At 67.3% G+C, this 21,983-nt stretch carries 27 protein-coding genes; 3 read left to right on the top strand and 24 right to left on the bottom strand.

Annotated elements, in window-relative coordinates; all coding sequences use genetic code 11:
* Positions 1 to 40 precede the first annotated feature (40 nt).
* The 5 genes from AC06E6_RS15000 to AC06E6_RS15020 all read right to left on the bottom strand — a co-directional run bounded on the left by AC06E6_RS15000 (position 41) and on the right by AC06E6_RS15020 (position 5,011).
* Positions 41 to 520, bottom strand: a complete 480-nt coding sequence (locus tag AC06E6_RS15000; protein WP_240211771.1) for a hypothetical protein — start codon at positions 518 to 520, stop codon at positions 41 to 43.
* Positions 521 to 641: 121 nt separating this feature from the next.
* Positions 642 to 2,522 (bottom strand): propionate--CoA ligase, encoded by a 1,881-nt coding sequence (gene prpE, locus AC06E6_RS15005; protein ID WP_161613306.1) that lies wholly within the window; start codon positions 2,520 to 2,522, stop codon positions 642 to 644.
* Positions 2,523 to 2,665: 143 nt separating this feature from the next.
* Positions 2,666 to 3,280 carry an RluA family pseudouridine synthase gene (locus AC06E6_RS15010; RefSeq protein WP_240211772.1) on the bottom strand — a complete coding sequence of 205 codons (615 nt, stop codon included), beginning with the start codon at positions 3,278 to 3,280 and terminating at the stop codon, positions 2,666 to 2,668.
* A 129-nt stretch (positions 3,281 to 3,409) separates the two neighbouring features.
* Positions 3,410 to 4,393 carry a malate dehydrogenase gene (locus AC06E6_RS15015; RefSeq protein ID WP_240211773.1) on the bottom strand — a complete coding sequence of 328 codons (984 nt, stop codon included), beginning with the start codon at positions 4,391 to 4,393 and terminating at the stop codon, positions 3,410 to 3,412.
* A 123-nt stretch (positions 4,394 to 4,516) separates the two neighbouring features.
* Positions 4,517 to 5,011 carry a peptidylprolyl isomerase gene (locus tag AC06E6_RS15020; protein WP_056931941.1) on the bottom strand — a complete coding sequence of 165 codons (495 nt, stop codon included), beginning with the start codon at positions 5,009 to 5,011 and terminating at the stop codon, positions 4,517 to 4,519.
* Between the two features lie 208 nt (positions 5,012 to 5,219).
* Here AC06E6_RS15020 and typA point away from each other — a divergent pair, with 208 nt between their 5' ends.
* The 3 genes from typA (at position 5,220) to AC06E6_RS15035 (ending at position 9,250) form a co-directional block, all read left to right on the top strand.
* Positions 5,220 to 7,049 (top strand): translational GTPase TypA, encoded by a 1,830-nt coding sequence (gene typA, locus AC06E6_RS15025; RefSeq protein WP_104938149.1) that lies wholly within the window; start codon positions 5,220 to 5,222, stop codon positions 7,047 to 7,049.
* 5 nt (positions 7,050 to 7,054) lie between these two features.
* Positions 7,055 to 7,537, top strand: a complete 483-nt coding sequence (locus tag AC06E6_RS15030) for a DUF2127 domain-containing protein (protein ID WP_104938148.1) — start codon at positions 7,055 to 7,057, stop codon at positions 7,535 to 7,537.
* A 114-nt stretch (positions 7,538 to 7,651) separates the two neighbouring features.
* Entirely contained in the window at positions 7,652 to 9,250 is a 1,599-nt protein-coding gene (locus AC06E6_RS15035; RefSeq protein ID WP_240211774.1) for an amidase, read from the top strand.
* A 24-nt stretch (positions 9,251 to 9,274) separates the two neighbouring features.
* Here the strand turns inward: AC06E6_RS15035 and AC06E6_RS15040 are convergent, their stop codons facing one another.
* The 19 genes from AC06E6_RS15040 to rplN all read right to left on the bottom strand — a co-directional run bounded on the left by AC06E6_RS15040 (position 9,275) and on the right by rplN (position 21,983).
* On the bottom strand, positions 9,275 to 10,387 hold the full coding sequence (locus AC06E6_RS15040; protein ID WP_240211775.1) for a mechanosensitive ion channel family protein: 1,113 nt from the start codon (positions 10,385 to 10,387) through the stop codon (positions 9,275 to 9,277).
* A gap of 167 nt (positions 10,388 to 10,554) precedes the next feature.
* Positions 10,555 to 11,940, bottom strand: a complete 1,386-nt coding sequence (locus AC06E6_RS15045; protein WP_240211776.1) for a class II 3-deoxy-7-phosphoheptulonate synthase — start codon at positions 11,938 to 11,940, stop codon at positions 10,555 to 10,557.
* 48 nt (positions 11,941 to 11,988) lie between these two features.
* Positions 11,989 to 12,504: a disulfide bond formation protein B gene (locus AC06E6_RS15050; RefSeq protein ID WP_240211777.1), complete on the bottom strand. Its 516-nt coding sequence runs from the start codon at positions 12,502 to 12,504 to the stop codon at positions 11,989 to 11,991.
* A 264-nt stretch (positions 12,505 to 12,768) separates the two neighbouring features.
* Positions 12,769 to 13,155 (bottom strand): 50S ribosomal protein L17, encoded by a 387-nt coding sequence (rplQ, locus tag AC06E6_RS15055; protein ID WP_161613299.1) that lies wholly within the window; start codon positions 13,153 to 13,155, stop codon positions 12,769 to 12,771.
* A gap of 192 nt (positions 13,156 to 13,347) precedes the next feature.
* Positions 13,348 to 14,346, bottom strand: a complete 999-nt coding sequence (locus tag AC06E6_RS15060; protein WP_104938143.1) for a DNA-directed RNA polymerase subunit alpha — start codon at positions 14,344 to 14,346, stop codon at positions 13,348 to 13,350.
* 55 nt (positions 14,347 to 14,401) lie between these two features.
* Positions 14,402 to 15,031 (bottom strand): 30S ribosomal protein S4, encoded by a 630-nt coding sequence (gene rpsD / locus AC06E6_RS15065; protein WP_054663355.1) that lies wholly within the window; start codon positions 15,029 to 15,031, stop codon positions 14,402 to 14,404.
* A gap of 14 nt (positions 15,032 to 15,045) precedes the next feature.
* Positions 15,046 to 15,438: a 30S ribosomal protein S11 gene (rpsK, locus tag AC06E6_RS15070; RefSeq protein WP_054663352.1), complete on the bottom strand. Its 393-nt coding sequence runs from the start codon at positions 15,436 to 15,438 to the stop codon at positions 15,046 to 15,048.
* 12 nt (positions 15,439 to 15,450) lie between these two features.
* Positions 15,451 to 15,807 (bottom strand): 30S ribosomal protein S13, encoded by a 357-nt coding sequence (gene rpsM, locus AC06E6_RS15075; protein WP_054663350.1) that lies wholly within the window; start codon positions 15,805 to 15,807, stop codon positions 15,451 to 15,453.
* Between the two features lie 348 nt (positions 15,808 to 16,155).
* The gene (secY, locus tag AC06E6_RS15080) at positions 16,156 to 17,511 is read right to left on the bottom strand and encodes a preprotein translocase subunit SecY (protein ID WP_054663347.1); all 1,356 of its coding nucleotides are present in this window, start codon (positions 17,509 to 17,511) and stop codon (positions 16,156 to 16,158) included.
* A gap of 7 nt (positions 17,512 to 17,518) precedes the next feature.
* Complete coding sequence (rplO, locus tag AC06E6_RS15085; RefSeq protein WP_054663344.1) at positions 17,519 to 17,962, bottom strand: 50S ribosomal protein L15; 444 nt, start codon at positions 17,960 to 17,962, stop codon at positions 17,519 to 17,521.
* Between the two features lie 6 nt (positions 17,963 to 17,968).
* Complete coding sequence (gene rpmD / locus AC06E6_RS15090) at positions 17,969 to 18,160, bottom strand: 50S ribosomal protein L30 (protein ID WP_005408214.1); 192 nt, start codon at positions 18,158 to 18,160, stop codon at positions 17,969 to 17,971.
* Complete coding sequence (gene rpsE, locus AC06E6_RS15095; RefSeq protein ID WP_054663341.1) at positions 18,153 to 18,695, bottom strand: 30S ribosomal protein S5; 543 nt, start codon at positions 18,693 to 18,695, stop codon at positions 18,153 to 18,155. The genes rpmD and rpsE overlap by 8 nt, the downstream gene beginning before the upstream one ends.
* A gap of 160 nt (positions 18,696 to 18,855) precedes the next feature.
* Positions 18,856 to 19,209 (bottom strand): 50S ribosomal protein L18, encoded by a 354-nt coding sequence (gene rplR, locus AC06E6_RS15100; RefSeq protein WP_054663339.1) that lies wholly within the window; start codon positions 19,207 to 19,209, stop codon positions 18,856 to 18,858.
* A gap of 33 nt (positions 19,210 to 19,242) precedes the next feature.
* Positions 19,243 to 19,770, bottom strand: a complete 528-nt coding sequence (gene rplF, locus AC06E6_RS15105) for a 50S ribosomal protein L6 (RefSeq protein WP_104938142.1) — start codon at positions 19,768 to 19,770, stop codon at positions 19,243 to 19,245.
* Between the two features lie 17 nt (positions 19,771 to 19,787).
* Positions 19,788 to 20,186, bottom strand: coding sequence for a 30S ribosomal protein S8 (rpsH, locus tag AC06E6_RS15110; protein ID WP_104938141.1), 399 nt, complete (start codon positions 20,184 to 20,186; stop codon positions 19,788 to 19,790).
* A 216-nt stretch (positions 20,187 to 20,402) separates the two neighbouring features.
* On the bottom strand, positions 20,403 to 20,708 hold the full coding sequence (gene rpsN, locus AC06E6_RS15115) for a 30S ribosomal protein S14 (RefSeq protein ID WP_054663332.1): 306 nt from the start codon (positions 20,706 to 20,708) through the stop codon (positions 20,403 to 20,405).
* 18 nt (positions 20,709 to 20,726) lie between these two features.
* Positions 20,727 to 21,269, bottom strand: coding sequence for a 50S ribosomal protein L5 (rplE, locus tag AC06E6_RS15120; RefSeq protein ID WP_104938140.1), 543 nt, complete (start codon positions 21,267 to 21,269; stop codon positions 20,727 to 20,729).
* Between the two features lie 11 nt (positions 21,270 to 21,280).
* A complete protein-coding gene (rplX, locus tag AC06E6_RS15125) occupies positions 21,281 to 21,598 on the bottom strand; it encodes a 50S ribosomal protein L24 (protein ID WP_054663326.1) in 318 nt (105 codons plus the stop codon).
* Between the two features lie 16 nt (positions 21,599 to 21,614).
* Positions 21,615 to 21,983, bottom strand: a complete 369-nt coding sequence (rplN, locus tag AC06E6_RS15130) for a 50S ribosomal protein L14 (protein WP_003479595.1) — start codon at positions 21,981 to 21,983, stop codon at positions 21,615 to 21,617.

The raw sequence follows: 21,983 nt of genomic DNA on the forward strand, positions 1-21,983 counted from the left end.
GCCCGCGATCACGGCACAGCGCGGCGCCCTGGTGCTGCCATCACGCCAGCACCAGGGCCCGGGTCTCCTCCAGCCAGCGGCTGGCGAATGCCGGGCTCTTGGCCTTGCCCAGCGCCGCCGCCACTTCCGGCCACAGCTGTTCCAGCCCCACCGCACTGCGGCTGCGCTCGATCTTGAGCTGGATCAGGTAGCCCTTCAGGCCCAGGTGCCGGCGTACCGATTCGGCCATCCAGTCGCGCAGTTGCTGGTAGCGCAGCGGATCGTCGCCCAACTGCGTGGTGACCGGCACCGGCGGCGCGCGCTCCACGTTGCCACCGACCACTTCGATCAACCCAAGCGCCAGCAACTGCTCCAGCGCGTCCTCCGGCGCCCGCAACCCCTGCGCCATCTGCAGCAGTTCGCGGCTGTCGCGCTGCCCGTCCACCAGCAGCAGCACCGAGCGCAGCGCCGGCGCCAGGCGCAGGCCACGGTCTTCGATCTCGCGACGGCCAGCTGCCGTCTTGGCATGGATCAACGCCATTCCCCCTCCCCCATTTGTGCATCGCAACCACGATGCGCGCGAACGGCAACCGGGGCCCCCGCCCCATCCTGCTTGCCTGCACCCGCACCGCCCCCTGCGATCGCCGCGCCAGCGGCCTGCGCTATGTCCCCAGCACGCGGCGGATTTCCTCCAGTGCGCCCGGGTCGTCCAGCGTCGACAGGTCCCCCGGGTCGCGCCGCTCCGCCAGGGCCTGCAGCGAACGCCGCAGCAGCTTACCCGAACGGGTCTTGGGAAGCGCGTTGACGATATGCACGTGCGCCGGGCGCGCCACCGCCCCCAGCGAGCCGGTGACCTGCTGCATCATCTCCGCCGACAGCGCCGCCAGCTCGTCGGCGGCCGCGGCCTGCTTGAGGGTCACGAACACCAGCGGCACCTGCCCCTTCAGCTCGTCGTGCATGCCGACCACCGCCGCCTCGGCCACCCGCGGGTGGCTGCTGATCGCCTCCTCGATCTCGCGCGTGCCCAGCCGGTGACCGGCCACGTTGATCACGTCGTCGGTGCGGCCGAGGATGAAGGTGTAGCCGTCGGCGTCGCGGATGGCCCAGTCCAGCGAGCTGTAGAGCAACTCGTCGAAATGGCTGAAGTAGCTCTTGATGAAGCGCGCATCGTCGTTCCACACGGTGCTCATGCAACCCGGCGGCAGCGGCGGCTGGATCACCAGCACGCCTTTCTGCCCGGGTGCGACTTCGGCCCCGGTGCGCTCGTCGATGACCTTCATCCGGTACCCCAGGTTGGGGAAGCCGGGCGAGCCGAACTTCACCGGCTTCATCTCCAGCCCCGGCAGCAGGGTCAACGCCGGCCAGCCGGTCTCGGTCTGCCAGTAGTTGTCGATCACCGGCTTGCGCAGCGCGTCGCCGATCCACTGCGCGGTGGGCTCGTCCAGCGGCTCGCCGGCCAGGAACAGGTACTTCAGTTCGGACAGGTCGTGGCGATGGATGAAATCCACGTCGTGCTTCTTCAGCACCCGGATCGCGGTGGGCGAGGAGAACATCGTGCGCACCCCGTACTGCTCGCACAGCGCCCACCAGATGCCCGGATCCGGATGGGTCGGCAGGCCTTCGTACAGCAGCGACGTGCAGCCGCCGATCAGCGGCCCGTACACGTTGTACGAATGCCCCACCGCCCAGCCGACGTCGGAGGTGGAGAACATCACCTGGCCGGGGGCGCAGTCGAACACCGTGCGCATCGACTGCGCCATCGCCACCGCGTAGCCGCCGACATCACGCTGCACGCCCTTCGGCTTGCCGGTGGTGCCCGAGGTGTACAGCAGGTAGCTGGGCGCGTTGGATTCCAGCCATTCCACCGGCACCTGCGCATCGCCCACCTGCGCGCGCAGCGCGGCGTAATCCTCGTCGCGCCCCGCGATCCTGGGCGTGGCCGCGTCCAGGCCGCGCGAGACGATCAGCACTTTCGGCGGTGGCGACGTGGCCTCGGCACACGCCGCGTCGACCATGGGCTTGTAGGGGATCACCTTGCCGCCGCGCATGCCCGCGTCGGCGGCGATCAGCAGCTTGGGCCGGGCATCGTCGATGCGCAGCGCCAGGTTGTGCGCGGCGAAGCCACCGAACACCACCGAATGCACCGCGCCGATGCGCGCACAGGCCAGCATCGCGAACACCGCCTCGGCCATGTTCGGCATGTAGATCACCACGCGGTCGCCGCGGGCGACATCCAGCGCCTTGAGTACGGCGGCGAAGGCATTCACCTCGCGGTGCAGCTCGCGGTAGGTGATCTCGCGGGTGACTTGGGTCTCGGTGGAGATGGCGACCAGCGCCAGCTGGTCGCCGCGCTCGGCCAGGTGCCGGTCCACCGCGTTGTAGCAGAGGTTGGTTTCGCCGCCGACGAACCAGCGCCGGAACGGCGGATTGGAGTAGTCCAGGATCTGCCGCGGCGGCTTATGCCAATGGATCGCCCTGGCCTCCTCGGCCCAGAACGCCTCCGGCGCGTCGATGGAACGGCGGTAGGTCTGCTCGTACTGCATGTCGCCTCCGGAACCTGCTGGCCTGCGCCGAGCATAGTCCGGACCACCACGCGCTCTCCCTGCGACGATGGTCGTACGACCAACGTTGCAGGGCCGGCCCCGGCCCCGCCCATGGCCGACCGCACGCCGCGCCGCGACCGGCCTCAGAACGGACTGGGCGACGCGAACGCCATCTCCGCCCCGCTCACCGGGTGCACGAAGCCCAGCCTGCACGCATGCAACTGCACCCGCGCCGCGGGCGCGGCGCCATACAGGCAGTCGCCGATGATCGGATGGCCGGCACTGGCCATGTGCAGCCGCAGCTGGTGGCTGCGCCCGGTGACCGGCTCCAGTGCCACCCGGGTCCACGCCTGTCCCGCATCGCGCGCCAGCACCCGCCAGCGGGTCAGCGCCGGCTTGCCACGTTCCAGGTCCACCATCTGCCTGGGCCGGTTCGGCCAGTCGCAGATCAGCGGCAGGGCGATCTCGCCCGCCTCGCCCGCGACCCGCCCCTCCACCAAGGCCTCGTAACGCTTGTGCACGCGCCGCTGCTCGAACTGCATCGACAGGGCCGCCTGCACCTGCCTGCCGCGCGCGTACAGCATCAGCCCCGAGGTCACCTGGTCCAGCCGGTGCACGGTCAGCACGTCGGGAAACGACGCCTGCAGGCGCGCCACCAGGCAATCCTGGTTCTCCGGCAGGCGCCCGGGCACCGAAAGCAGGCCGGCGGGCTTTTCCACCACCAGCAGTGCGTCGTCGATGTAATGCAGTTCGATCACCGTTTCCGCCTCTGCACGCGGCCATGGGCAGGCCGCCGGCCGTCGCGCGGGACCCCGCGCCGCAGCCCTCCAACAAAAAGGGGGAAGCCGAAGCTTCCCCCCGTCGACCCGGTGGCCCGGCTGCTGCGGTCAGAGCAGGTCGGCCACGCCGGCGCGCTCTTCCTCGAGCTCGGCCAGGGTGATGTCGATGTACTTCTTGGAGAAGTCGTCGATCGGCAGGTCCTTGACGATGGTGTACTTGCCGTTCTCGGTGATCACCGGGAAGCCGAACACCACGCCTTCGGGAATGCCGTAGGAGCCGTCGGACGGCACGCCCATCGTCACCCACTTGCCGTTGCTGCCCAGCACCCAGTCATGCACGTGGTCGATGGCGGCATTGGCGGCCGAGGCGGCGGAGGACAGGCCACGGGCGGCGATGATGGCCGCGCCGCGCTTGCCGACGGTCGGAATGAAGGTGTTGGCGTTCCATTCCTGGTCGTTGATCAGCTCGGCCACCGAGGCGCCGCCGGTGGTGGCGAAGCGGTAGTCCGGGTACATGGTCGGGCTGTGGTTGCCCCACACGGTGAACTTCTCGAAGCTGTCCACGGCCTTGCCGGTCTTGGCCGACAGCTGGCTCAGGGCGCGGTTGTGGTCCAGGCGCAGCATGGCGGTGAAGTTCTTCGGGTCCAGGTCCGGCGCCGACTTCATCGCGATGTAGGCGTTGGTGTTGGCCGGGTTGCCGACCACCAGCACCTTCACGTCGCGCTTGGCCACGGCGTTCAGCGCCTTGCCCTGCACGGTGAAGATCTTGGCGTTTTCCAGCAGCAGGTCCTTGCGCTCCATGCCCGGGCCGCGCGGACGGGCGCCGACCAGCAGGGCCACGTCGACGTCCTTGAACGCCACCAGCGGATCGGCGGTGGTGACCACGCCGGCCAGCAGCGGGAACGCGCAGTCTTCCAGTTCCATGACCACGCCCTTCAGCGCGGCCTGGGCCTTCTCATTGTCGATCTCCAGCAGCTGCAGGATGACCGGCTGTTCCTTGCCCAGCATTTCGCCGGAGGCGATGCGGAACAGCAGGGCGTAGCCGATATTGCCGGCAGCGCCGGTCACGGCGACACGTACGGGTGCTTTCATGGGGGTTTCCTCTGCTAAGAAAGGTATCTGGGGACGGCCCCGGCCTCCGCGGCCGCGAAAGCGGGGCTGCAATCGGTGCACATCACGCGAACGGCCACCGTTGCCGGTGGCCGTGGGCGGGGATCAGGCGGCGAGGATCTTGTTCCACTCGGCCACGCGCCCGGCCTGGGCGGCCAGCACGGCGTCGGCATCGCCCTCGATGGTGATCTTGTTGATCAGGTCGCCCTGCTTGACCGCGTCGACCACGTCCAGGCCCTCGACCACCTTGCCGAACACGGTGTGCTTGCCGTCCAGCCAGTCGGTCTTGATGTGGGTGATGAAGAACTGGCTGCCGTTGGTGTTGGGGCCGGCATTGGCCATGGACAGCACGCCGCGCTCGTGGCGCACGCCGTTGTTGGTCTCGTCCTCGAAACGGTAGCCCGGGCCACCGCGGCCGGAGCCTTCCGGGCAGCCGCCCTGGATCATGAAATCGGCGATCACGCGGTGGAAGTTGAGGCCGTCGTAGAACCCGCGCTGGGCCAGGTTGACGAAATTGGCCACGGTCAGCGGCGCCTTGTCGGCGAACAGCTCGACCTTGATCAGGCCGCGGGAGGTGTCGAAATGGGCGGTCAGGGACATGGGAATCCTTGTGGGAGAAGACGTCTATCGCAGACCGCATAGGATACACCCGCCCCCGGCGGGCGACGTCCCCCGCCCTCACCGCGCCCGCCGCCGGCTGAACGCCCGTCCCGGCGGCCTTCACGGCCCCTTTTCGCGAATCGGCCGCATGCCCGTATAATGTTGGACTTCTTTTCCCCATTCACGGCACCGGCTGGCCGTCTTTCGCATGTCCATCGAAAACCTTCGCAACATCGCCATCGTCGCCCACGTCGACCATGGCAAGACCACCCTTGTCGACCAGTTGCTGAAGCAGTCTGGCACCCTGTCCGAGCGCACGGTGCTGGCAGAGCGCGTGATGGACAGCAACGACCAGGAAAAGGAACGCGGCATCACCATCCTGGCCAAGAACACCGCCATCAACTGGCGCGGCAACCGCATCAACATCGTCGACACCCCCGGGCACGCCGACTTCGGTGGCGAGGTGGAGCGCGTGCTGTCGATGGTGGACTCGGTGCTGCTGCTGGTCGACGCGATGGACGGCCCGATGCCGCAGACCCGCTTCGTCACCCAGAAGGCCTTCGCGATGGGCTTCAAGCCGATCGTCGTGGTCAACAAGGTGGACCGCCCGGGCGCGCGCCCGGACTGGGTGATCGACCAGGTGTTCGACCTGTTCGACAAGCTGGGCGCCACCAATGAGCAGCTGGATTTCCCGATCGTCTACGCGTCGGGCCTGAACGGCTACGCCGGCATGGAAGACACCGTGCGCGACGGCGACATGACCCCGCTGTACGAAGCGATCATGAAGTACGTGCCGGCGCCGGAAGTCGAGGCCGAGGGCCCGTTCCAGATGCGCATCAGCCAGCTGGACTACAACAACTTCGTCGGCGTGATCGGCATCGGCCGCATCCAGCGCGGCAAGGTCCGCAAGAACCAGCCGGTCATCGTCATCGACCGCGAGGGCAACAAGCGCCAGGGCAAGGTGCTGCAGGTGCTGGGCTTCATGGGCCTGGAGCGGATCGAGGTCGAGGAGGCCCAGGCCGGCGACATCGTCGCCATCTCCGGCATTCAGGAGCTGACCATCTCCGACACCGTGTGCGCGCTGGAAGCCCCCGAGGCGCTGCCGCCGCTGACCGTGGACGAACCCACCATCTCGATGACCTTCCAGGTCAACAACTCGCCGTTCGCCGGCAACAAGGACCTGTCCGGCGGCAAGTTCCTGACCAGCCGCCAGCTCAAGGAGCGGCTGGAGCGCGAGACCGTGCACAACGTCGCGCTGAAGGTCGAGCAGCTGGAGGACGCCGACAAGTTCCTGGTCTCCGGCCGTGGCGAGCTGCACCTGTCGGTGCTGATCGAAACCATGCGCCGCGAAGGCTATGAGCTGGCCGTGTCGCGCCCGGAAGTCATCATCAAGGAAATCGACGGGCAGCTGATGGAGCCGATCGAACAGCTGGTGATCGACATCGAAGAGCAGCACCAGGGCGGCGTGATGGAGAAGCTGGGCACCCGCAAGGCGCTGCTGGAGAACATGGAGCCGGACGGCAAGGGCCGCGTGCGCCTGGACTTCAAGATCCCGGCGCGCGGCCTGATCGGCTTCCAGAACGAGTTCAAGACCCTGACCCAGGGTTCGGGCCTGCTGTTCCACGTGTTCGACCACTACGGCCCGAAGGAACAGGGCGCCATCGCCAAGCGCCTCAACGGCGTGATGATCGCCAACGCCCCCGGCCCGACCCCGGCCTATGCGCTGGGCCCGCTGGAAGAGCGCGGCCGCCTGTTCGCCGCCGAAGGCGACCAGGTCTACGAAGGCCAGCTGATCGGCATCCACTCCAAGGACAACGACCTGACGGTCAACGCGATCAAGACCAAGCCGCTGACCAACATGCGCGCTTCGGGCAAGGACGACGCGATCAAGCTGACCCCGGCGCTGAAGTTCTCGCTGGAGCAGGCGCTGGACTTCATCGAGGACGACGAGCTGGTGGAAGTCACCCCGAAGGAAATCCGCCTGCGCAAGAAGTTCCTGACCGAAAGCGATCGCAAGCGCGCCTCCCGCGCCGGCTGATCGACTTGTCCGCGCGCAAGCCCTACAACCCGGATCCGCACGCGCATCCGGGACTTGCCGCCATCGCCCTGCTGGAAGCGGTCAAGGCCGTACTGGCCTTTCTGGCCGCCGCGGGCCTGGAGTTCTCCGGGCCCGCCCCCCTGCGCACCTTCGTCAACACCCTGATCCGGCACGTCGGCGGCGATCCCGAACACGGTTCGTCCTCGACGCTGCTGGACATGATCACGCCCGACACCGTGCATGTCGGCGCCCTCGCCCTGGTCGCCTACGGCCTGCTGCGGTCGCTGGAAGCCTGGGGCCTGTGGCGCGCGCGCGCCTGGGCATCGTGGCTGGGCTGCATCTCCGCCGCGCTGTACCTGCCGCTGGATGTCTACGCCATCATCCGCCACCCCGGCTGGGCCTCGTGGCTGCTGCTGGGCGTCAACCTGGTGGTGGTCTGGGTGCTTGCCCGGGATATCGGCAAGCGGCGTCCGCCAGCGGCCCGCTGAAGCCCCCCGGACATGGCGCCGGCACGGGGCCCCAAGCCCGCCGCCGGTCGCCTCCGCACGGGCGCCCCATCCGCCCGTTTGCCAAGCCCAGGCCGGCCCGATAGCCTGCGCGGCATGCGCGCCCTCCCGACCTGCTCCCGACTGCTCCTGCCCCTCCTGGCGGCGGTGCTGTGCAGCGCCTGCGACGGCGCCGCCAGCGACACGCCGGCCGGCGAACCGCCGTTCCCCTACCAGGAGGCGGGCATCGCCGAACTGCAGGCGCGGATGACCGCCGGCGAGCTCGACAGCGTCACCCTCACCGATGCCTACCTGCGCCGCATCGCGCTGCTGGACCGCGCCGGCCCGGCGCTGCGCTCGGTGATCGAGATCAACCCGGCCGCGCGGCGCGAAGCGGCGCAGCGCGATGCCGAACGCCGCGCCGGGCGCATCCGCGGCCCCCTGCACGGCATGCCGATCCTGCTCAAGGACAACATCGCCGCCACGCCCATGCACAACACCGCCGGTTCGCTGGCGCTGAAGACGTTCCGCCCGCGGCGCGATGCGTTCCTGGTGCAGCGCCTGCGCGACGCCGGCGCGGTGATCCTGGGCAAGACCAACCTGAGCGAGTGGGCCAATTTCCGCTCCAGTGGCTCGACGTCGGGCTGGAGCGCGGTGGGCGGGCAGACCCGCAACCCGTACGCACTGGACCACAACCCGTGCGGCTCCAGCTCCGGCAGCGCCGTGGCCGTCGCCGCCAACCTGGCCGTGGCCGCCATCGGCACCGAAACCGACGGCAGCATCGTCTGCCCGGCCGCGGTGAACGGCATCGTCGGACTCAAGCCCACGGTCGGCCTGGTCAGCCGCGACGGCATCATCCCGATCTCCTTCAGCCAGGACACCGCCGGACCGATGACCCGCAGCGTCGCCGATGCCGCGCTGCTGCTGGGCGCGATCGCCGGGCGCGACGAGTCCGATCCCGCGACCGCGGCGATGCCCGGGCGGGCCGTGTATGACTATGGCGCGCGCCTGCGCCCGGATGCATTGCGCGGCGCGCGCATCGGCGTGCTGCGCAACGCGCTTGCTGAGCGCGCGGAGATAAAGCCGGTGCTGGACCAGGCCGTGGCGGCGATGCGCGCGGCCGGAGCCACCGTCGTCGAAACCACGTTGCCGGATGAAGGCGCCTGGGAACAGCATGAGCAGACGGTGCTGCTGTACGAATTCAAGAACGGGCTGAACCGGTATTTCCAGCAGTGGCGGACGCCGGTCGATTCGCTCGCCGCCCTGATCGCCTTCAACCAGGCCCACGCCTCGCAGGAACTGCACCTGTTCGGCCAGGAGCTGCTGCTGCAGGCCGAACAGTCCGGCCCGCTCAACGACCCCGCCTACATCGCCGCGCGCGGCAGCGCCCGCCGGCTCGCCGGCCCGGAGGGCATCGACGCCACCCTGCGCGCGCACCGGCTCGATGCACTGGTCGCGCCCACCACCGGCGCCGCCTGGCGCACCACCCCCGGCCAGGGCGATGCCTACCCTGGTGGCAGCTACGGCGCCGCCGCCGTGGCCGGTTACCCCAGCCTGAGCGTGCCCATGGGCCACGCCGGCGGGTTGCCGCTGGGGTTGCTGTTCATGGGAACCGCCTGGAGCGAGCCGCGCCTGCTGGAGTTGGGGCACGCCTACGAACAGCTGACGCGGGCGCGCCGCGCGCCGGCGTTCGCGGACACCGCGCACGCCCGTTGACGGTGACTGTGGCGGGGCCGGCACTCACGCCGGTGCGCCGTCCTCGGCACCGGGCGAACGGATGTCCCCCGGGTCGCCCTGCCGGGCCCGCGGTGGCGCCCCGGGCTGGCGCCCGATCTCTGCGCGCAGCCGTGGCAGCGCCCCGGGATGCTCGCGCATCAGGAAGTCAACCATGCGCTCGCGCACGATGCAGCGCAGGTCGAAGGCATCGCCGGAGTTGCGCGCGCTCACCAGCAGCCGCACCTGGATCGCCTGCTCGCTGGTCTCCGTCACCTGGGTCACGCAGACGCGGCCGTCCCACAACGGCGACTGCCTGCAGATGCGCTCGAGCTCGGCGCGTACCGCCGCCACCGGGGTACGGTAGTCCAGCCACAGGAACGCGGTTCCCAGCAGGTCGGCGCTGCGCCGGGTCCAGTTCTGAAACGGGTTCTCGATGAACCATGACAGCGGCACCACCATGCGCCGCTCGTCCCAGATCCGCACCACCACGTAGGAGCTGCCGATTTCCTCGATGCGGCCCCACTCGCCCTCGACGATCACCACGTCATCGAGCCGGATCGGCTGCGTCAGCGCGATCTGCAGGCCGGCGATCAGGTTGCCGAACACCGGCTTGGCGGCGATGCCGGCCACCAGCCCGACGATGCCCGCCGAGGCCAGCAGGGTCTTGCCGACCTGCCGCGCCTGCGGGAACGTCAGCAGCACCGTCGCCACGCCGAACAGCACGATCACGCCCATCAACACCCGGCTCAGCACCCGGGTCTGGGTCTGGACGCGGCGCGCGGCGAGGTTGTCCGCCACCTCGATCGGGTGGTTGCGCAGGATCGCGCGCTCGCCGGCCGCCACCGCGCGCACCAGCAGCCAGGTCAGGCACGCCACCACGCCCACGTGCAGCAGGCGCTGCATGACCTGCAGCGACTGCCCCTCCAGCGGCGTGGCGCCCAGCGCCATCCACAGGAACAGCAGTGGCAGGAAGAACGCCAGCGGCAGGCTTACCACGCGCACGATGCGCGCGCGCCGGTAATCACGCCCGCGGGTGCGGCGGAACAGCCACAGCATCAGCGTCCATACCACGAAGCCGGCGACAATCGCCGCTCCCAGCGGCAATGCGTAGGCGCGGATGACGGTCCAGTCGGCCATCGTTGCGTGCCCTCCAGGGATACGAAAGGATGTGCCGCACAGGATGCACCAGGGGCCATGATCGCGATGTCATGCCGCGGATGGGCGCATGCCGCCGCGCCGGCCGCTGCGTGCCCGCAGTGCGGCCGGCAGGCTGCCGCCGGCGCCGCGGGGAAACCACGCCCGCGCTAGGATGCGTCCGCGCCCTGCTGCCGCTTGCGCACGATCGCCATGGCGATCTCCAGCGACTGCTCGTAGTTCAGCCGCGGGTCGACCGTGGAGCGGTAGGCGCGCTCCAGGTCGCGGTCGGTCAGCTCGCGCGCGCCGCCGGTGCACTCGGTCACGTCCTCGCCGGTGAGCTCCAGGTGCACGCCGCCCAGCCGGGTGCCGGCCGCCGCATGCAGGTCGAACGACGCCTCCACCTCGGCCAGGACGTTGTCGAAACGGCGGGTCTTGTAGCCGTTGCTGGTGCTCTCGGTGTTGCCGTGCATCGCATCGCAGACCCACAGCACGCGGCGGCCATCGCGCTTCACCGCATCCAGCAGCGGCGGCAGCCTGTCGGCGATCTGTGCCGCGCCCATGCGATGGATGAAGCTCAGGCGGCCGGGCTCGTCGTCGGGGTTGAGCACGTCGATCAGGCGCAGCAGTTGATCCGGCTGTACCGAGGGGCCCACCTTGATCGCGATCGGGTTGCGCACGCCGCGCAGGTACTCCACGTGCGCGCCCTCCAGCGCCGCGGTGCGCATGCCGATCCACGGGTAGTGGGTACTCAGGTTGAACCAGCCATGCTGGCGCGGCACCTGCCGGGTCAGCGCCTGCTCGTAGGGCAGCAGCAGCGCTTCGTGCGAGGTATAGAAATCGACCCGGTTGAGGTTGTGCACCCGGGCACCGGACAGCGTTTCCATGAACCGCACCGCATCGCCGATGGAGCCCACCATCTTCTGGTACTCGGCCGCCAGCGGCGAGCACCCCACCCAGTCCATGTTCCAGTACTCGGGGTGGTGCAGGTCGGCGAACCCGCCGTCGATCAGGGCGCGCACGAAGTTCATGGTCAGCGCCGAGCGCGAATGCGCCATGATCATCCGCTGCGGATCCGGGACGCGCGCGGCCTCGGTGAACTCCGGCGCGTTGATCACATCGCCACGGTAGCTGGGCAGAGTCACCCCGCCCCGGGTCTCGGTGTCGGCCGAGCGCGGCTTGGCATACTGGCCGGCGAAACGCCCCACCCGTATCACCGGCTTGCGCAGCCCGTGCACCAGCACCAGGCTCATCTGCAGCAGCACCTTGAGCCGGTTGGAGATCGTGGCGGACTCGCAGTCGGCGAAATTCTCCGCGCAATCGCCCCCCTGCAGCAGGAAGCGCTCGCCCTCCTGCGCCTCGGCCAGCTGCTGCTTCAGCGCCAGGATCTCCCACGAGGTCACCAGTGGCGGCAGCTGCCGCAGCTGCGTGAGCGCGGCCTCCAGCGCCTGCGGATCGGGGTAGGTCGGCATCTGCAGCGCCGGGCGCCCACGCCAGCTGTCCGGCGCCCAGTGCGATGCGGTGGCGGCCGGGGACAAGGACGGGGACAGGTTCATGCGGTTACCGTGGCGATGCGGGGGGAATACAGCGGAAAACAGGCGGACTCAGAACAGGCGCGTCCGGCGCGCGCGCAGGCCGGCATACAGCGCCCACGCCCCGAGCAGCGCGAACCACACCAGGCTCCACATCGGCATGCTCAGGCCGAGGAACGTCCAGTCGATGTTGCCGCAGTCGCCGGTGCCGGTAAGCACGGTACGGAACACCTCGAACGGCCCCATGGTCTCGCTGAGGAAACTCAACGGCGGGCCGCAGCTGCTGCCCAGGTCCTTCGGCAGCAGCTGCACGTAGACGTGGCGCCCGGCGATGCCGGCACCCACGGCCGCGGCGATGAACGCCAGCACGCCGTAGAAGCTGCGGCCACCGCGCGTGGACGGCCCGTGCAGTGCACCCAACAGCAACACCAATCCCAGCGCGGCAAAGGCGATGCGCTGGAAAATGCACAGCGGACAAGGCTCAAGGCCCATTTCCAGCTGCATCCAGATGGCGAACGCCAGAAGGCCCGCGCAGGCCAGGAAGCCCAGCAGGCACTGCGCGCGGAAGCTCCACCGCAAAGGATTCATCATGTCATTCCGGGATCACTGATCCTGCAAGCGTAACAGGCCGGCCGCCGCACGGCAGCATCACCGCGCTGGTGACCCGGCATGCGCACCCTGCAGCTGTCGCGCCGTGCCATCGCCGGCAGTTCGCCCCGAGGCCCCGGTCGCGCGCACGACGCGGGCAGCGCGCATGCGCGGCCGAATGCGCCCTGCGGCCCCGGCCCCGGAAAAGCGAAAAGCCCGGGCAGTGCCGGGCTTTTCGTTGCAGCGCGTTGCGGAAAGGCGCGATTACTCGGCCACTTCCTCGGCAACGACGGCCGGGCGGTCCACCAGCTCGACGTAGGCCATCGGCGCGTTGTCGCCGGCGCGGAAGCCGCACTTCAGCAGGCGCAGGTAGCCGCCCGGACGGGTGGCATAGCGCGGGCCCAGCACGGTGAACAGGTTGCCGACGGCTTCCTTGTCGCGCAGGCGGGCGAAGGCCAGGCGGCGGTTGGCCACGGAGTCGACCTTGGCCAGGGTGATCAGCGGCTCGGCGACGCGGCGCAGTTCCTTGGCCTTCGGCAGGGTGGTCTTGATCAGCTCGTGCTTGAACAGCGAGGCGGCCATGTTCTTGAACATCGCTTCGCGGTGGGCGCTGGTGCGGTTGAACTTGCGGCCCGACTTCTGGTGGCGCATTGGTCTATTCCTTGGTCAATGGTGGTTCGTTGGACATCGTTGTCGCCTTCCTGGCGTTGCTGCTGTGGACTGCGGGTGGTCCTGGCCGCCCCGTTCCCTGGACGACCGGCACCGTGGCTTTCAAGCCATCGGCGCGGGTACTGCTTCATGCCGTTCCCCGCATGGTCGCCCATGCGGGGAAACAGGGTTTGCTCAGCCCAGCATGCCGTGGGCGGAGACGCCGGCCGGCGGCCAGTTCTCCAGCTTCATGCCGAGCGACAGGCCACGCTGGGCCAGCACTTCCTTGATCTCGGTCAGCGACTTCTTGCCGAGGTTCGGGGTCTTGAGCAGCTCCACTTCGGTCTTCTGGATCAGATCGCCGATGTAGTAGATGCTTTCGGCCTTCAGGCAGTTGGCCGAACGCACGGTCAGTTCCAGGTCGTCGATCGGGCGCAGCAGCACCGGATCCACGCCGTTGTTGGCCGGCTTGGCCGCACCGCGGTCGCGGTGGGTGAAGTCACCGAACACCGACAGCTGGTCGCTGAGGATGTCGGCCGCGGTGCGGACGGCTTCCTCGGCGTCGATCGTGCCGTTGGTTTCGATATCGATGACCAGCTTGTCCAGGTCGGTGCGCTGTTCGACGCGGGCCGCTTCCACGGCGTAGGCGACGCGGCGGACCGGCGAGAACGAGGCGTCCAGGACCAGGCGGCCGATGGCGCGGGTTTCTTCGTCCGGACGACGACGCGAGGCCGCCGGCTGGTAGCCGAAGCCACGCTCGACCTTCAGGCGCATGTTGATCGCCGTGTCCTTGGTCAGGTTGCAGATGACCTGCTCGCCGTTGAGGACTTCGACGTTGTGGTCGACCTTGATGTCAGCGGCAGTCACCACACCCGGACCCTGCTTGGACAGGGAAATGGTGGCGCTGTCGCCGGAATGCATGCGGATGGCCACGTCCTTCAGGTTGAGCAGGACTTCGAGCACGTCCTCCTGCAGCCCTTCGACCGTGGTGTACTCATGCAGCACGCCGTCGATCTCGACTTCCGTGATGGCGAAGCCCGGGATGGACGACAGCAGCACGCGACGCAGGGCATTGCCCAGCGTATGCCCGTAACCCCGCTCCAAGGGCTCGATAACGACCTTGGCGCGGGTGTCGGTAAGGCGTTCGATCTGCGGACCGCGGGGACGCAGAACCTGGTTGGCGGTAACCGTCATGTTGCGGGTTCTCCTAGTGAACCCCCGGCCGTCGCCGGGGGTTCTCCAATGTGAATTACTTCGAGTACAGCTCGACGATCAGCGCTTCGTTGATGTCCGCCGGCAGGTCGGCGCGATCCGGAACGGCCTTGAACACGCCGCTGAACTTCTTCGAATCGACTTCGACCCACGACGGGCTCAGGTCATGCTGTTCGGCGATGGTCAGGGCTTCCTGGACGCGCAGCTGCTTGGCAGCCTTTTCCGACAGGGCGATCGCGTCGCCGGCCTTGACCTGGTACGAGGCCAGGTTGACCGACTTGCCGTTCACGGTGACGCCGCGGTGCGAGACCAGCTGGCGCGCAGCGGGACGGGTCACGGCGAAGCCCATGCGGTAGACGACGTTGTCCAGGCGGGTTTCCAGCAGCTGCAGCAGGTTCTCGCCGGTGTTGCCCTTCTTGGTCGAGGCCTTCTTGTAGTAGTTGCGGAACTGGCGCTCCAGCAGGCCGTAGATGCGCTTGACCTTCTGCTTCTCGCGCAGCTGGGTGGCGTAGTCGGACAGCTTGCCCTTGCGGGCGGTGGCGCCGTGCTGGCCGGGCTTCTGCTCCAGCTTGCACTTGGAGTCCAGCGCACGGGCCGGGCTCTTCAGCGACAGGTCGGCGCCTTCGCGACGGGCGAGCTTACAGGTAGGACCGATATAACGAGCCATTTCTTATCGCTCCTTTAGACGCGACGCTTCTTCGGCGGACGGCACCCGTTGTGCGGGATCGGCGTCACGTCGATGATGTTGGTGATCTTGTAGCCGACGTTGTTCAGCGAACGCACGGCCGACTCACGGCCCGGACCCGGACCCTTGATGCGGACTTCCAGCGACTTCACGCCGTAGTCCAGCGCGGCCTTGCCGGCCTTCTCGGCGGCGACCTGCGCAGCGAACGGAGTCGACTTGCGCGAACCGCGGAAGCCGGCACCACCGGAGGTCGCCCAGGACAGTGCATTGCCCTGGCGGTCGGTGATGGTCACGATGGTGTTGTTGAAAGAAGCGTGGACGTGGGCGACGCCGTCGGTGATGACGCGCTTGATCTTCTTCTTGGTCTTAGCAGCAGCGGGCTTAGCCATTTTCTAGGTCCCTTACTTCTTAAGCGCCTTGCGCGGACCCTTGCGGGTGCGTGCATTGGTCTTGGTGCGCTGACCACGCAGCGGCAGGCCGCGACGGTGACGCAGGCCGCGGTAGCAGCCCAGGTCCATCAGGCGCTTGATGGCGATGCCGACTTCACGACGCAGGTCGCCTTCGACGATGTACTTGCCCACTTCGAGGCGCAGACGGTCGATTTCCGGCTCCGACAGGTCGCGGATCTTGGTGGTCGAAGTAACGCCTGCGGCTTCGCAGACCTTCTTCGAGCGGGTACGGCCGATGCCGTAAATGCTTTGCAACCCGACCCAGACGTGCTTCTGGGCTGGCAGGTTGACGCCTGCAATACGCGCCATGACGCGGTTCTCCAGCTGAGTGATGGCCGAATGCGCACCGCGTGGCGCGCCATTCCGGCAGGATGGATCAAAAAAGTGAACTAGCGATTCTAACAAGGTCCCGGTTTGCTTGGAAGCCCGTGGAACACAAGGTTCCATGAGCCCGGCGTGGGGAGTGTGCCCATGCTCCGGCGCCGGATGTGCCTGGCAGGGAGATCGCTCTCCGAGCCGCCCGCGCTACTCCCGCGCGGAACAACCACATCACACCCCCACCCGGAACCGCTGCAGGGGCCGCCCTTCTGTCTTGAAGGCCCGCCCCGGGAACCAGGGCAGCCTTCTCGCTATGAAGCGGAAAGTATAGCCGGGGAATCAGCCGCGCGCAAAACCGCCGCGGTTGCCGCCCTTCAGGTTGGCCTTCTTCAGCAGGCTCTCGTACTGGTGCGACATCAGGTGCGCCTGCACCTGGGCGATGAAGTCCATCACCACCACCACCACGATCAGCAGCGAGGTGCCGCCGAAGTAGAACGAGGCATTGAGCTGGGTACGCATCAGCTCCGGCAGCAGGCAGACGATCACCAGGTACAGCGAGCCGGCCGCGGTCAGGCGGGTCAGCACCGCGTCGATGTACTCGGCGGTGGCCTTGCCCGGACGGATGCCCGGGATCAGCGCGCCCGACTTCTTCAGGTTGTCGGCGGTTTCCTGCGAATTGAACACCAGCGCGGTATAGAAGAACGCGAAACCGGTGATCAGCGCGGCGAACACGATCATGTGCAGCGGCTCGCCCGGGCCCAGCGCATTGGCCACCTTCTGCAGCCAGGTGGCGGAGCTGGCCTGGCCGGACCACATCGCCAGCGTGGCCGGGAAGGCCAGGATGCTGGAGGCGAAGATCGCCGGGATCACGCCCGCCATGTTCAGCTTCAGCGGCAGGAACGAGGTCTGGTTCATGTACGCGTTGCGACCGCCCTGGCGGCGCGCGTAGTTCACCGTGATCCGGCGCTGGCCGCGCTCGACGAACACCACGAAATAGGTGAACGCCAGCACCACGATGACGATCAGCAGCAGCGAGATGAAGCTCATGTTGCCGTCACGGTACGCATCCAGGGTATGGATGACCGCGGCCGGCAGGCCGGCGACGATGCCGGCGAAGATGATCAGCGAGACACCGTTGCCGATGCCGCGCTCGGTGACCTGCTCGCCGACCCACATCAGGAAGATGGTGCCGGCGGTCAGCGCGACCACGGCGGTGAGCACGAAGCCCATGCCCGGCGCGTAGACGACCGGTGCGCCACCCGGGGACACCTGGTTCTGCAGTGCCAGCGCTATGGAGCCGCCCTGCACGATGGCCAGGAGCACGGCGCCGATGCGCGAATACTGGGTGATCTTGCGGCGGCCCGACTCGCCTTCCTTCTGCATCGCCTTGAGCGCGGGGAAGATGTGGACCGCCAGCTGCATCACGATCGATGCCGAGATGTACGGCATCACGTTCAGCGCGAAGATGCTGAAACGGTGCAGGGCGCCGCCCGAGAACATGTTGAACATGTCCACGATACCGCCGCCCTGCGCCTGCATCAGCGCAAGCATGGCATCGGGATTGACGCCCGGCACCGGCACGTAGCAGCCGATGCGATAGACGAGCAATGCCCCGACTACGAACAGAAGACGCTGGCGAAGTTCAGTGAACTTGCCCATTCCGCCCGCGAGGTTACCGATGCCAGCTTGCGCCATGTTCCCGTTACTCCTGTACGCTGCCGCCGGCAGCTTCGATCGCGGCCTTGGCACCGGCCGTGGCGGCGACGCCCTTCAGGGTGAACGCCTTGGTCACTTCGCCCTTGACGACGATCTTGGCCTTCTTGGCGGTGCTCGGAACCAGCTTGGCGGCACGCAGGGCGGCGAAATCGATCTCGCCGGCCGGCAGCTTGTCCAGCTGGTACAGCAGCACTTCAGCGGTGTCCTTGGCGATCGGCGAACGGAAGCCGATCTTCGGCAGACGGCGCTGCATCGGGGTCTGGCCGCCTTCGAAGCCGGCCTTGATCTTGCCGCCACCCTTGCGGGCGAACGAACCCTTGTGGCCGCGGCCGGCAGTCTTGCCCAGGCCCGAGCCGATACCGCGGCCGACGCGGGTGCGCTCGGTGCGGGCGCCCGGAGCCGGGCTCAGTTCATTGAGACGCAGAGTCATGGTCGATTACTCCTCAACCTGGACGAGGTACTGAACCTTGTTGATCAGGCCGCGAACCTGCGGGCTGTCCTTCAGTTCACGCACATCGTTGAGCTTGTTCAGGCCCAGGGCACGCACCGACAGGCGGTGGCGCGACTGGGTTCCACGCAGGCCGCGCACCAGGCGCACCTTCACGGTCTTGTTGGACTCATTAGCCATGGTTGAGTTCCTCCACCTTCTTGCCACGCTTGGCCGCGATGCGCGCCGGCGACTGCATGCCCGCCAGGCCCTTCACGGTGGCGCGGACCAGGTTGATCGGGTTGCGCGAACCGGTGGCCTTGGCCAGCACGTTCTTCACGCCAACCGCTTCCAGGACGGCGCGCATGGCACCGCCGGCGATCACGCCGGTACCTTCCGAGGCGGGCTGCATGAACACGCGGGCGGCGCCGTGGCCGTCCTTGACCGGATGCCACAGGGTGCCGTTGTTCAGGTCGACGTTGACCAGGTTCTTGCGGGCCTGCTCCATCGACTTCTGGATGGCGACCGGCACTTCGCGCGCCTTGCCATAGCCGAAACCGACCTTGCCTTCGCCGTCGCCGACCACGGTCAGGGCGGTGAAGGTGAACTGGCGGCCACCCTTGACGGTCTTGCTGACGCGGTTGACCGCGACCAGCTTCTCGATCATGCCGTCGTCGATCTTCTCTTCGCGGTTGCGGTCGCGGTCGCGACCCCGCTGCTGACGTTCTTCTGCCATGTTGATTCCTTGGTTGTTGGGTATGTACGGCTCGGGGCCGCTTATGGTTGTGGAATGACGCGCTGTTCCGGTGGGCCGCTGCAGAAGAACGGCGCCGTCCGGCCTCGCTCAGGCCGGCGAGCGGGTGTGCAGGAGGCCATCGGCCCCCTGCCCGGTTCCCTTAGAACTGCAGGCCGGCCTCGCGCGCGGCGTCCGCCAGGGCCTTGATGCGGCCGTGGTAGCGGTAGCCCGAGCGGTCGAAGGCGACCTTCTCGACGCCGGCGGCCTTGGCGCGCTCGGCGACGATACGGCCCACCTTGGCGGCGGCGTCGGCGTTCTTGCCGTTCTTCAGACCGTCCTTGACGTCGGCCTGGGTGGTGTTGGCGGCAGCCAGCACCTTCGAGCCGTCGGCGGTGAAGACCTGCGCGTACAGGTGCTGGCCGGTGCGCAGCACCGACAGACGCGGCACGCCCAGGGTGCGGATGTGCGAACGGGTCGACTTGGCGCGACGCAGGCGAGCGATGTTCTTGTTCATGATCTTTATCCTCGAAAGCTGAAAACCTAGGAATTAGGCCTTCTTGGCTTCCTTGCGAATGATGTTCTCACCGGCGTACTTCACACCCTTGCCCTTGTAGGGCTCCGGCGGGCGGTAGCCACGGATCTTGGCGGCGACTTCGCCGACCACCTGCTTGTCCGCGCCCTGCACGACGATTTCCGTCTGCGTCGGGGTGGCCAGGGTGATGCCTTCCGGCGCCACGAACACGACGGGGTGCGAGAAGCCCAGCGACAGGTTCAGGTCCTTGCCCTGCATGGCAGCGCGGTAACCCACGCCCACCAGCTCCAGCTTCTTCTCGAAGCCTTCGGACACGCCCTTGACCATGTTGGCCAGGATCGAACGCACGGTGCCGGTCAGCGCGTCGAAGGAGATGTCCTTCGGATTCAGCGTGACGACGCCATTGTCGATGGTGATTTCAACGCCAGCGGACTTGTTCAGCGACAGGGTGCCCTTCGGGCCCTTCACGCTCACGGATTCCGGCTGGATGTTCAGTTCAACGCCCTTGGGCAGGTTGATCGGCTTCTTGGCTACGCGGGACATGTTCTACTCCTTCTCGCTTAGGCCACGAAGCACAGGACTTCACCGCCGACGCCCTGCTGGCGCGCCTGCGCATCGGTCATGATGCCCTTGGAGGTGGAAATGATGGCAATGCCCAGGCCGTTGAGGACCTTCGGCAGCTCGCTCTTGCCACGGTACTGGCGCAGGCCCGAACGCGAGTAGCGCTTCAGGGTCGCGATGACCGGCTTGCCCTCGAAGTACTTGAGGACGATTTCCAGCTCGGCCTTGTTGTTGTCCAGCTGGTTGACGCGCAGGTCGGTGATGTAACCCTCGTCCTTCAGGACCTGGGCAATCGCCACCTTGATCTTGGACGACGGCGCCTTCACCGTCTGCTTGCCAACCGCGGCCGCATTCTTGATGCGGACCAGCAGGTCGGCGATGGGATCAGTCATGCTCATGTGTATACCTTTGAGTGCACCGATATCCGCTTTCGCGAAAATCTCGAGTTTTCCCGGGATGGGCCGGGGCCCTTTTCCAACGTCACCCGCAATTCCGGCCGGGCAAGACGCGGGAGTATACGACAAAAAGTCCGACTTGCGTCGGACTCCCTGTCTTGCCGGCAGGTCACCCTGCCGACCCACCGGCCGGGCCTTGCGGCCCGGCGCGGAGGTCTGTTACCAGCTGGCCTTGCGCAGGCCCGGCACGTCGCCACGCATGGTGGCTTCGCGCAGCTTGTTGCGGCCCAGGCCGAACTTGCGGTACACGCCACGCGGGCGGCCCGACAGTTCGCAGCGGTTGCGCTGGCGGCTCGGCGACGAATCGCGCGGCAGCTTGGACAGCTTGGCCGCGGCTTCGATCTTCTCTTCGTAGCTCGCATCCACCGAGGACACGATCTTCTTCAGAGCCGCACGCTTGTCGGCGTACTTCTTGGCCAGCTTTTCCCGCTTGATGTCGCGGTTGACCATGGAGGTCTTTGCCATTTCGGTTTCCTCGACGGATCAGTTACGGAACGGGAACTTGAACGCTGCCAGCAGCGCCTTCGCTTCCGCGTCGGTCTTGGCGGTGGTGGTGATGGCGATATCCATGCCGCGGATCGCATCGACGGCGTCGAAGTCGATTTCCGGGAAGATGATCTGTTCCTTCACGCCCATGTTGTAGTTGCCGCGACCGTCGAACGAACGACCCGACACGCCGCGGAAGTCACGCACGCGCGGCAGCGAGATGTTGATCAGGCGATCCAGGAATTCGAACATGGTGTTGCGGCGCAGGGTGACCTTGCAACCGATCGGCCAGCCATCGCGGATCTTGAACGAGGCCACCGAGATGCGCGACTTGGTGACCACCGGCTTCTGGCCGGTGATCTTGGTCATGTCGGCCACGGCGTTCTCGAGCACCTTCTTGTTGGTCGCGGCTTCGCCGACGCCCATGTTGACGGTGATCTTGACCAGCTTCGGCACTTCCATCGGATTGGTGTAGCCGAACTGCTTCATCAGCGCCGGCACCACTTCTTCCTTGTAGATTTTTTCGAGACGGGAAGTCATCAGCTCATTCCTCAGGCGTCAATCGCCTCACCGCTGGAGCGGAACACACGCAGTTTGCGTCCATCCTCCAGCACCTTGAAGCCAACGCGCTCGCCCTTGCCCGAAGCCGGGTTCAGGACATTGACGTTGGAGATATGGATCGAAGCTTCACGCTCGACCACGCCGCCGGCAACGCCTGCCTGCGGGTTCGGCTTGGTGTGGCGCTTGACGATGTTCACGTTGGCGACGACCACGCGGTCGCCGTCGACGCGGACGACTTCGCCCTGCTTGCCCTTGTCCTTGCCGGTGTTGACGACGACCTGGTCGCCCTTCTTGATACGGTTAGCCATGATTATCTCCTGTCGCTCACAGCACTTCGGGAGCGAGCGAGACGATCTTCATGAACTTCTCGGAACGAAGTTCACGGGTCACCGGCCCGAAGATACGGGTGCCGATCGGCTCCTGCTTGTTGTTCAGCAGGACCGCGGCGTTGCCGTCAAAACGGATCAGCGAACCGTCGGCGCGACGCACACCCTTGCGGGTACGCACCACGACGGCGTCGTACACTTCGCCCTTCTTGACCTTGCCGCGCGGAATCGCGTCCTTCACGGTGACCTTGATGATGTCGCCGATGTGGGCATAACGGCGCTTCGAGCCGCCCAACACCTTGATGCACATCACTTCCTTGGCACCGGAGTTGTCAGCGACGTCGAGGTAGCTCTGCATCTGAATCAT

Source organism: Stenotrophomonas sp. Steno-Z10-HUANG (assembly GCF_056393075.1).

Bases quoted from the DNA above. Each gene is read 5' to 3' on its own strand.
- AC06E6_RS15000 (WP_240211771.1), bottom strand. From the start codon at position 520: ATGGCGTTGATCCATGCCAAGACGGCAGCTGGCCGTCGCGAGATCGAA.
- prpE (WP_161613306.1), bottom strand. From the start codon at position 2,522: ATGCAGTACGAGCAGACCTACCGCCGTTCCATCGACGCGCCGGAGGCG.
- AC06E6_RS15015 (WP_240211773.1), bottom strand. From the start codon at position 4,393: ATGAAAGCACCCGTACGTGTCGCCGTGACCGGCGCTGCCGGCAATATC.
- AC06E6_RS15020 (WP_056931941.1), bottom strand. From the start codon at position 5,011: ATGTCCCTGACCGCCCATTTCGACACCTCCCGCGGCCTGATCAAGGTC.
- typA (WP_104938149.1), top strand. From the start codon at position 5,220: ATGTCCATCGAAAACCTTCGCAACATCGCCATCGTCGCCCACGTCGAC.
- AC06E6_RS15035 (WP_240211774.1), top strand. From the start codon at position 7,652: ATGCGCGCCCTCCCGACCTGCTCCCGACTGCTCCTGCCCCTCCTGGCG.
- AC06E6_RS15040 (WP_240211775.1), bottom strand. From the start codon at position 10,387: ATGGCCGACTGGACCGTCATCCGCGCCTACGCATTGCCGCTGGGAGCG.
- AC06E6_RS15045 (WP_240211776.1), bottom strand. From the start codon at position 11,940: ATGAACCTGTCCCCGTCCTTGTCCCCGGCCGCCACCGCATCGCACTGG.
- AC06E6_RS15050 (WP_240211777.1), bottom strand. From the start codon at position 12,504: ATGAATCCTTTGCGGTGGAGCTTCCGCGCGCAGTGCCTGCTGGGCTTC.
- rplQ (WP_161613299.1), bottom strand. From the start codon at position 13,155: ATGCGCCACCAGAAGTCGGGCCGCAAGTTCAACCGCACCAGCGCCCAC.
- AC06E6_RS15060 (WP_104938143.1), bottom strand. From the start codon at position 14,346: ATGACGGTTACCGCCAACCAGGTTCTGCGTCCCCGCGGTCCGCAGATC.
- rpsD (WP_054663355.1), bottom strand. From the start codon at position 15,031: ATGGCTCGTTATATCGGTCCTACCTGTAAGCTCGCCCGTCGCGAAGGC.
- rpsK (WP_054663352.1), bottom strand. From the start codon at position 15,438: ATGGCTAAGCCCGCTGCTGCTAAGACCAAGAAGAAGATCAAGCGCGTC.
- rpsM (WP_054663350.1), bottom strand. From the start codon at position 15,807: ATGGCGCGTATTGCAGGCGTCAACCTGCCAGCCCAGAAGCACGTCTGG.
- secY (WP_054663347.1), bottom strand. From the start codon at position 17,511: ATGGCGCAAGCTGGCATCGGTAACCTCGCGGGCGGAATGGGCAAGTTC.
- rplO (WP_054663344.1), bottom strand. From the start codon at position 17,962: ATGACTCTGCGTCTCAATGAACTGAGCCCGGCTCCGGGCGCCCGCACC.
- rpmD (WP_005408214.1), bottom strand. From the start codon at position 18,160: ATGGCTAATGAGTCCAACAAGACCGTGAAGGTGCGCCTGGTGCGCGGC.
- rpsE (WP_054663341.1), bottom strand. From the start codon at position 18,695: ATGGCAGAAGAACGTCAGCAGCGGGGTCGCGACCGCGACCGCAACCGC.
- rplR (WP_054663339.1), bottom strand. From the start codon at position 19,209: ATGAACAAGAACATCGCTCGCCTGCGTCGCGCCAAGTCGACCCGTTCG.
- rplF (WP_104938142.1), bottom strand. From the start codon at position 19,770: ATGTCCCGCGTAGCCAAGAAGCCGATCAACCTGCCCAAGGGCGTTGAA.
- rpsH (WP_104938141.1), bottom strand. From the start codon at position 20,186: ATGAGCATGACTGATCCCATCGCCGACCTGCTGGTCCGCATCAAGAAT.
- rpsN (WP_054663332.1), bottom strand. From the start codon at position 20,708: ATGGCAAAGACCTCCATGGTCAACCGCGACATCAAGCGGGAAAAGCTG.
- rplE (WP_104938140.1), bottom strand. From the start codon at position 21,269: ATGACTTCCCGTCTCGAAAAAATCTACAAGGAAGAAGTGGTGCCGGCG.
- rplX (WP_054663326.1), bottom strand. From the start codon at position 21,598: ATGGCTAACCGTATCAAGAAGGGCGACCAGGTCGTCGTCAACACCGGC.
- rplN (WP_003479595.1), bottom strand. From the start codon at position 21,983: ATGATTCAGATGCAGAGCTACCTCGACGTCGCTGACAACTCCGGTGCC.